We start from the raw sequence: 7,521 nt of genomic DNA, 5'->3' as shown, positions 1-7,521 counted from the left end.
CGGTTGTGCCTCAATAAGCCTTGAAGTTCGCCGCCACCCGTTGGTTCAGGTAGTCGCCCGCCGCTATCGCAGGGTACTTCTTGCGCGGCCCATCGATGATGGCGTCGCGGTTGGCCTGGGCAAAGAATGCGATGCTGTAGCGCGGCCCCATGTACTCACCCGGCAACGGGTTCTTCACGCGGTGGAAGTTGCTGGGCAATTGGTCATCGCTCCAGCGCATCAGCATGTCGCCGATGTTGCAGGTGATGGCCTGCTCATCGGGCTCCACCGAGGTCCAGGCCTTGGTGTCCATCTCCTTGCCCGGGCAGACCTGCAGGCCGCCCTGACCCTGGCGCTGAAAGAGCAGGGTCAGGCAGTCAAAGTCGGTATGGGCCCCGGCGCGCCACAGGCCCAGGCTGGCTTGCCGCTCGGGCGGGGTCGCAAAGTAATGCAGCAGGCGCAAGGTGCTTTGGTAGCTGGCCTGCGCGGGGTCGTGCGCTCGGGAAAAGAAAGCCTCGTCAAACCCCAGCTTCCACGCAAAGCACGACAGCACCTGCATCGCCACCTGCCAGCACTGGGCCTCGAAGGCGAGCATATTGGCCTCAAAGCCAGCCAGCTCTTCGTCGGTAGGCCACAGGCCTTCCATGTGCGGGCGTGTGATTTGATAAGACTCCTTCTGGTCTGGCGTGCCGGTGGAGGGACGCACCTGCGCGCGACTTTCCCAGCCCACGTTGAGCGCTTTCCTGAGCGGGTATTGAGCCTTCACAGCGTCGGGCAGCGCAAAGAAGCGCTCAGTCATCGCAAAGGCGTTGCGCACCTCGGTCAGGTCAATGCCATGGTTCACGATCTGGAAAAAACCCACATCGACGGCAGCATCCCAGAGCTGGCCAGCAATCTCGACCTTGCGCTGCGCAAAGTCGGTGAGGTCGATGCGGCGGATCTCGCGGCTTGCGGTTTCCGAACCCATTGCGCCCATGCGCGTTTCTTTTTGCAGCTCAGCGAGGTCGTAGGTGGCGGTGGTGGTCATGCAGTTCTCCTGAAGACAAGTGGAAGGAAGAAAGGCCCTCCCGCTGGGTGCTTCAAGAGTGGATGGCACCGCCTGCGGCAGCCGTCCGTTCAACCCTTGAAGCCACGGCGTGCAAGTGCACACCGCTGTGCACACAGCGGGCTTCAAGAGCAATTTCCGACTGGCATCGCCTCGTGCAGGATGGCACAAGGGGCAATGCAGTGAACGCTTCTACTCTTGCCAACGGCGATGCAAGAAGAATGCCCACGGCGCCTCGCATGTGTGCCCAAGCGGAGTCAGAGCGCTTGTGCACAGCGCGTCAAAAGCCATGCATACATGTCACTGATTGTGATTGGCATGCCAAATGCATAGCGCCCTGCACCACAACGGCGGGCATGCAGACAGTCCGGCGTTGCACAACGACAGCAACCCACCCACCATCGACGGAGACACACCATGCACGCGCTCATGTCTGCACCCCCGGCCAGCTTTGACGACCCCACCCCCATCAACGACACCGACGGCACCTACCTGCGCCAGGCGATTGCCTGGTCGTGCACCGCCCGCGCACGAGGCAACCGCCCGTTTGGTGCGGTGGTCATCAGTGCCGAAGGGCACCTGCTGGCAGAGGCCTACTGCAACACCACCGAAACCGGCGATTGCACAGGCCACGCCGAGACCAATGCCGTGCGCCAGCTCAGCCCGCGCGTGGGCCGCGATGCCCTGTCCAAGGCCACGCTGTATTCGTCGGCCGAGCCCTGCGTGATGTGCGCGGGCGCCATCTTCTGGTCCGGCATTGGGCGCGTGGTGTTTGGCATTGATGCCGAACGCCTGCGCGTGTTCCGGGGCGAACGTGCCGAGCAGCGCGATGCCGAGCTGTCGTGCCGCGACGTGTTTGCCGCTTCGCCCCACGCCATCGAATGCATCGGCCCTGCGCTGATCGAAGAAGCCAGCGCACCGCACATCGGGTTCTGGAAGGTCTGAACCGTTTCCGGTGCGGGCAGAATCTGCGGCGCACACTCTGCCAACTTCCATGCCTCGCACCCAAGCCATGATCGAATCCGAAGCCGATGCCGCCTCTGGCGCGCTGCTCAGCCGCGCCAAACAGGGCCGCGAACGCATCCTGGGCGCCATCCGCGAAGCGGCCATTGCCGAATTCAGCCGCCATGGTTTCAAGGGCGCATCCACCAAGGCCATTGCCGAGCGCGCGGGCCTGACCAAGCCGCAGCTGCATTACTACATCGCCAGCAAGGAAGAGCTGTATGAAGAGCTGCTGTACTCGGTGCTCAACGGCTGGTCGGGCGCCTTCATCTTTGATGCCAACAGCAACGACCCCAAAACCGTTCTGAGCAGCTACGTGCGCAAGAAGCTCGACTATGCGCTGGACAACCCGGGCCTGTCGCGCATCTTCACCACCGAGGTGCTGGGCGGTGGGCGCAACCTGGGCAAATACTGGCCCGTGGCCGTGAAGTCCACCCAGCAGAAGGTGGACCTCATCAACCGCTGGATTGCCGAGGGCCGCATGCGCGCCGTCAACCCCACGCTGCTGCTCATGCAGATCTGGGGCATGACGCAGCACTACGCCGATTACGGCGTGCAGGTGCACATCATGCTGGGCCTGGCGCCCGACGAACCCATCGACCGCGAGCCCATCGTGCGCGAACTCACCAGCTTTGTGCTGCTGGGTTGCGGCCTCGCACCAGACTAAGGCTCCCTGCCCATTTCTGGGCGCCCCTTTGGTGACAAGGGGCGTATCCAGGGCGATGTGCACCAGCACGCTGCGCCAAAAAGCAGCTTTGGATCCGCGTTGATACACCACAAAGACGTTTGACCGGTCTTTGTGGCTGGCACAGCCTTTGCAATAGTTTGACCAATCGATCAAATCACATGGTCAAACAATGCAGACAGCCCCTGACACCGCCAGCGCCACCCGCACAGAACACACGTTCGAGCTGATTCTGCAGCGCAGCCAGACGCGCCTGCCCGTTGCCCCCGGCGAGAGCATGGCCGACGTGCTGCAGCTCGCTGGCGTGCCGCTGGAAACCCTGTGCGAGCAGGGCGTGTGCGGCACCTGCGTGACCCGCTGGCTGGACGGCGAGCCCGACCACCGCGACAGCTGCCTGAGCGCTGCAGAGCAAGCCACCCATGTCGCTGTGTGCTGCGCGCGCAGCCACGGGCCCACGCTCACGCTCGACCTCTGAACTTCAACAACCAGGAAGCCCCGCCATGCGCATCCTTGTGATCTATTGCCACCCGGTAGAGACCAGCTACAACGCCGCCCTGCACACCGAGGTGGTGCAGCAGCTGCGCGGCGCGGGCCATGAGGTGGACGACTGCGACCTGTACGCCGAGGGCTTCAACCCCGTGATGACACGCGAGGAGCGCCTGGGCTACCACGAGGTGCCCAGCAACCAGTTGCCCGTGCAGGGCTATGTGGACCGGCTGCTCTGGGCCGAGGCCGTGGTGTTCTGCTTTCCCACCTGGTGCTTCGGTATGCCGGCGATGCTCAAGGGCTTTTTCGACCGCGTGCTCATGCCCGGCGTGGCCTTTGACATCAGCGACCCGCACAACGTCAAACCCTCGCTCACGCACATCCAGCGCATCTCGGCCGTGGTCACCTACGGCCGCCCCCGCTGGACAGCCCTGTTCATGGGCGACCCGCCGCGCAAGTCCATCACCCGCTACATGCGCCTGCTCACGGGCGGCAAGGCGCGGGTGGACTACCACGCCTACTACCACATGAACGTGGCCACACCGCCGCGACTGGCGGCCTTCAAGGCGCGCGTGGGCCAGGCCATGGCGCGCTTTGCATAAGACCACGTTCCAAGGGCCACGGCATGCACGCATCCAACACTCCCGACCACATCCTGCGCGCTAGGTTGCCGCGCTGGCTGCTGCCCACCGCGTGGCCGCAGCAAGGTCATCAGCCCGCACTGGCCGACCTGCACCTGGCCCAGGGCCGCATCGTGCAGATGCTTCCCCACGGCACCCAGCCTGCGCTACACGGCACGGTGTGGGACGTGGCGGGCGCGCTGGTGCTGCCGGGCCTGGTCGATGCCCACACGCACCTGGACAAGGCCTTCACCCTGCCCCGCATGGGCGTGGTCAAACCCGGCCTGCTGGGCGCCATCGAGGCCATGATGGTGGACCGCCAGGGCTGGACCGAGGCCGACATCCACGCCCGCGCCAGCCGCGCGCTGCAATGGGCCTACGACGCCGGCACGGTGCACCTGCGCACCCACTGCGACTGGTGGGAGCCCGACGCGCAGCCGCTGGCCTGGAACGTGCAGCGCGCCCTGGCCCACGACTGGGCCGACCGCATCACGCTGGAGCGCGTGAGCCTGATCCCCTTACACCTGTATACGGACCGCAACGCCGCCATGCGGCTGGCCGCCACCGTGGCCGCCAGCGGCCCTGGAGCACTACTGGGCGGCTTTGTGCATTCCACCAACTGGGACCCGCAGGCGCTGCGCCACCTGTTTGAGGCCGCACAACACCACGGCCTGAACGTGGACCTGCATGTGGACGAAGAACTGCACCCCGGCGCCCAGGGCTTGGCGACCACGGCCGCACTGCTCAAGGAACTGGCTTTCGAAGGCCATGTGGTCTGCGGCCACACCTGCGCCCTGGCCGCACAGGACGAGGCCACGGCCCTCGCCACGCTCGACGCGGTGGCGCAAAGCCCCATCACGCTGGTCACGCTGCCCATCACCAACCTGCTGCTGCAGGACGCCACCACCGGCCGCACACCGCGCCAGCGTGGTCTGACGCTGGTGAAGGAGGCGCGCGCACGTGGCATCCCGGTGCTGGTGGCCAGCGACAACGTGCAAGACCCGTTCTGCCCCGTGGGCAGCTTCGACCCGCTGGAGGCCCTGGCCACGGGCGTTCTGGCTGCGCAGCTGGATGCACCTTTCGACCAATGGAGCGAATCGCTGTGCCGAGCCGACTGGCTGCGCACCGGCCGCACTGGCACCACTGCGCTGCCGCTGCAGCCCGGCACTGTGGCTGACCTGCTGGTCTTCACGCAGGCCGACCACTGGGGCTTTCCATCGCGCGCACAAAGCCGTTTGGTGCTGCGCCAGGGCCGCGTCGCCAGCGGCCACGCACCGGCTTCCTGGCATATGCCAACCAATGTGCCCACCACCCAATCTGCAAGGAGCCTCGCATGAGCCCCGCATCTGCCACCGCACCTGCGCCGGGCATCGCCCAGCCCCTGGCCCGCTACGCCGCATGGCGCCGCGCAGGTGACTTCATCTACCTCAGCGGGATCATCGCCGTGGATCCCGCCGCCAGCCGCATCGTGCGCGGCTATGCCGACATCCCTGACGAGGCCGCCACGCTGATTGGCCGCACGGGCGAGTTCAGCAGCGACATCAAAGAGGGCCCCATCCTCGCGCAGAGCTGGTATGTGCTCGATCGCATCCGCCAGACCATCGAGGCCGCAGGCGGCCAGATGTCCGACGTGTTCAAGCTGGTGCAGTACTTCAAGAACCTGGACCACTTCCCGCAGTACAGCCGCGTGCGCAAGCTGTTCTTCCCCAGCGAGCCCCCCGCGTCCACCGTCGTGGAAGTGAGCGGCATGTTGCCCACGCCCGACATCCTCATCGAGGTGGAGGCCACGGCCTACCTCCCTTTGCGCTGACAACGCCTTCCTTCACGAAAGAACCACCCATGCTGCACGGCTACAACCCGCCCCACCGCTACCTGCCCTACCTGAGCTGGACCGAGATCGCCGACCTGCCCGACAAGGAGAACACCGTCATCGTGCTGCCCACCGGCGCCACCGAGCAGCACGGCCCGCACCTGCCGTGTGCGGTGGACACCGTCATCAGCGCAGGCGTGGTGGGCCATGCGCTAGCGCGCCTGCCCGCTGAAGTGCCTGCGTTTGCGATGGCCCCCATCACCTACGGCAAGTCCGAAGAGCACCTGCACTTCCCGGGCACGGTCACGCTGAGCGGCGAGACCCTGCTGGCCACCATGAACGAGGTGGGCGAATCGGTGTACCGCGCGGGTTTTCGCAAGCTGCTGTTCGTCAACGGCCACGGCGGCCAGCCGCAGGTGATGGAGATGTGCGCCCGCGAGCTGCGCCTGCGCCATGGCGACTTCATTGTGGTGCCCAGCTTCACCTGGCGGGTGCCGCACGTAGCGGGCCAGTTCCTGTCGGACAAGGAAAAACGCCTGGCCATGCACGCGGGCCACGGCGAAACCGCACTGATGCTGGCCCTGGCCCCCGACACCGTGCACATGGAGCGCGCGGTGGTGAACTACCCACCTGTCTTTGATTCGCCCCTGCTCTCGCCCGACGGCCGCCCCGCCTGCGCCTGGAGCGCACGCGACTTCGGCCCCAGCGGAATCATTGGCGACCCGCTGCCCGCCACCGCCGAACAGGGCCACGCCATCCTCGACTCACTGGCCGTGAGCTGGGCCGCAGCCATCACCGAACTGCACAAGCTGCAGTGGGCACCGCGCGCTGAGCCCACCTGGGGCCGGGCCCATCACACCGGGCACATCGAGCACTCGTCCGCACTGGCCTGAAACCTGCGAACGCCACCGCAAACCCCTTTCTCCTTTCCCTTCGTTGTTCCTTCGTTCCACCTCCACCACCCTACCGGAGTACCACCATGATGAAGACCGCCTCCCGCCTTTCCAAAATGGGTGCAGCCGCCCTGCTCGCTGTGGGTGCCGTTGGCACCATGTCGGGCACTGCCCAGGCGCAAGAGAAGTTCACTTACATGACCAACTGGTACGCGCAGGCCGAGCATGGCGGCTTCTACCAGGCGGTGGCCACGGGCCTGTACAAAAAATACGGGCTGGACGTGACCATCAAGATGGGCGGCCCGCAGGTCAACATCGTGCAGATGATGGCTGCAGGCCAGGCCGAATGCGTGATGGGATCGAGCGACCTGCAGATGATCCAGATGCGTGAAGGCGGCGTGCCCGTGGTCAACGTGGCGGCGGTGTTCCAGAAAGACCCACAGGTGCTTATTGCCCACGAGGATGTGAAGAAATTCGAAGACCTCAAGGGCAAGACCATCCTCATCGCCTCGTCGGCACAGCGCGGCTACTGGCCCTGGCTCAAGGCCAAGTACGGCTTCACCGATGCGCAGACGCGCCCCTACACCTTCAACATCCAGCCCTTTGTGGCCGACAAGAACTCCGCCCAGCAGGGCTACCTGACGTCCGAGCCGTTTGCCATTGCCAAGGCGGGCGTCAAGGCCAACACGCTGATGTTCAGCGACCATGGCTACCCCGCCTACGCCACCACCATCTCGTGCATGGAAAAGACGGTGAAGGACCGCAGCGCCGCCGTGGCCTCGTTCGTTAAAGCCTCGATGGAAGGCTGGAAGAGCTACCTGGCCGACCCCGCCCCGGCCAACGCGCTCATCAAAAAGGACAACCCCAACATGACCGACGAGCAGCTCGCCTACAGCGTGGCCAAGCTCAAGGAGTTGGGCATGGCTACGGGCGGCGACGCAGCCACCCAGGGCATCGGCATCATGACCGACGCGCGCGCCAAGGCCAGCTACGACTTTCTG

Annotated in this window: 9 protein-coding genes; 8 read left to right on the top strand and 1 reads right to left on the bottom strand. The window is 65.4% G+C overall.

Going from position 1 to position 7,521, the window contains the following annotated elements; genetic code table 11:
- Positions 1-10: 10 nt before the first annotated feature.
- Positions 11-1,006 carry an isopenicillin N synthase family oxygenase gene (locus DBR12_RS04235; protein WP_108616104.1) on the bottom strand — a complete coding sequence of 332 codons (996 nt, stop codon included), beginning with the start codon at positions 1,004-1,006 and terminating at the stop codon, positions 11-13.
- A 447-nt stretch (positions 1,007-1,453) separates the two neighbouring features.
- Here DBR12_RS04235 and DBR12_RS04230 point away from each other — a divergent pair, with 447 nt between their 5' ends.
- From DBR12_RS04230 to DBR12_RS04195, 8 genes are all read left to right on the top strand, one after another.
- Positions 1,454-1,969 carry a nucleoside deaminase gene (locus DBR12_RS04230; protein ID WP_369861347.1) on the top strand — a complete coding sequence of 172 codons (516 nt, stop codon included), beginning with the start codon at positions 1,454-1,456 and terminating at the stop codon, positions 1,967-1,969.
- 67 nt (positions 1,970-2,036) lie between these two features.
- On the top strand, positions 2,037-2,693 hold the full coding sequence (locus DBR12_RS04225; protein WP_108616105.1) for a TetR family transcriptional regulator C-terminal domain-containing protein: 657 nt from the start codon (positions 2,037-2,039) through the stop codon (positions 2,691-2,693).
- Between the two features lie 190 nt (positions 2,694-2,883).
- The gene (locus tag DBR12_RS04220) at positions 2,884-3,186 is read left to right on the top strand and encodes a 2Fe-2S iron-sulfur cluster binding domain-containing protein (RefSeq protein ID WP_108616102.1); all 303 of its coding nucleotides are present in this window, start codon (positions 2,884-2,886) and stop codon (positions 3,184-3,186) included.
- A gap of 25 nt (positions 3,187-3,211) precedes the next feature.
- On the top strand, positions 3,212-3,799 hold the full coding sequence (locus DBR12_RS04215) for an NAD(P)H-dependent oxidoreductase (protein WP_056641493.1): 588 nt from the start codon (positions 3,212-3,214) through the stop codon (positions 3,797-3,799).
- Positions 3,800-3,822: 23 nt separating this feature from the next.
- Positions 3,823-5,154, top strand: coding sequence for an amidohydrolase family protein (locus DBR12_RS04210; protein ID WP_108616101.1), 1,332 nt, complete (start codon positions 3,823-3,825; stop codon positions 5,152-5,154).
- Positions 5,151-5,627, top strand: coding sequence for a RidA family protein (locus tag DBR12_RS04205; RefSeq protein WP_108616100.1), 477 nt, complete (start codon positions 5,151-5,153; stop codon positions 5,625-5,627). Before DBR12_RS04210 ends, DBR12_RS04205 begins: the two co-directional genes overlap by 4 nt.
- Before the next feature lie 29 nt (positions 5,628-5,656).
- Positions 5,657-6,520, top strand: coding sequence for a creatininase family protein (locus tag DBR12_RS04200; protein WP_108616099.1), 864 nt, complete (start codon positions 5,657-5,659; stop codon positions 6,518-6,520).
- Positions 6,521-6,606: 86 nt separating this feature from the next.
- Positions 6,607-7,521, top strand: a 915-nt coding sequence (locus DBR12_RS04195; protein WP_108616098.1) for an ABC transporter substrate-binding protein, incomplete at its 3' end; no start/stop codon positions are given.

Source organism: Acidovorax sp. HMWF029 (assembly GCF_003060895.1).
Classification (GTDB): Bacteria; Pseudomonadota; Gammaproteobacteria; order Burkholderiales; family Burkholderiaceae_C; genus Acidovorax.
Note: the sequence above shows the minus strand (reverse complement) of the source record. Positions and strands in the feature narration are given on the sequence as shown.

Bases quoted from the DNA above. Each gene is read 5' to 3' on its own strand.
- DBR12_RS04235 (WP_108616104.1), bottom strand. From the start codon at position 1,006: ATGACCACCACCGCCACCTACGACCTCGCTGAGCTGCAAAAAGAAACG.
- DBR12_RS04230 (WP_369861347.1), top strand. From the start codon at position 1,454: ATGTCTGCACCCCCGGCCAGCTTTGACGACCCCACCCCCATCAACGAC.
- DBR12_RS04225 (WP_108616105.1), top strand. From the start codon at position 2,037: ATGATCGAATCCGAAGCCGATGCCGCCTCTGGCGCGCTGCTCAGCCGC.
- DBR12_RS04220 (WP_108616102.1), top strand. From the start codon at position 2,884: ATGCAGACAGCCCCTGACACCGCCAGCGCCACCCGCACAGAACACACG.
- DBR12_RS04215 (WP_056641493.1), top strand. From the start codon at position 3,212: ATGCGCATCCTTGTGATCTATTGCCACCCGGTAGAGACCAGCTACAAC.
- DBR12_RS04210 (WP_108616101.1), top strand. From the start codon at position 3,823: ATGCACGCATCCAACACTCCCGACCACATCCTGCGCGCTAGGTTGCCG.
- DBR12_RS04205 (WP_108616100.1), top strand. From the start codon at position 5,151: ATGAGCCCCGCATCTGCCACCGCACCTGCGCCGGGCATCGCCCAGCCC.
- DBR12_RS04200 (WP_108616099.1), top strand. From the start codon at position 5,657: ATGCTGCACGGCTACAACCCGCCCCACCGCTACCTGCCCTACCTGAGC.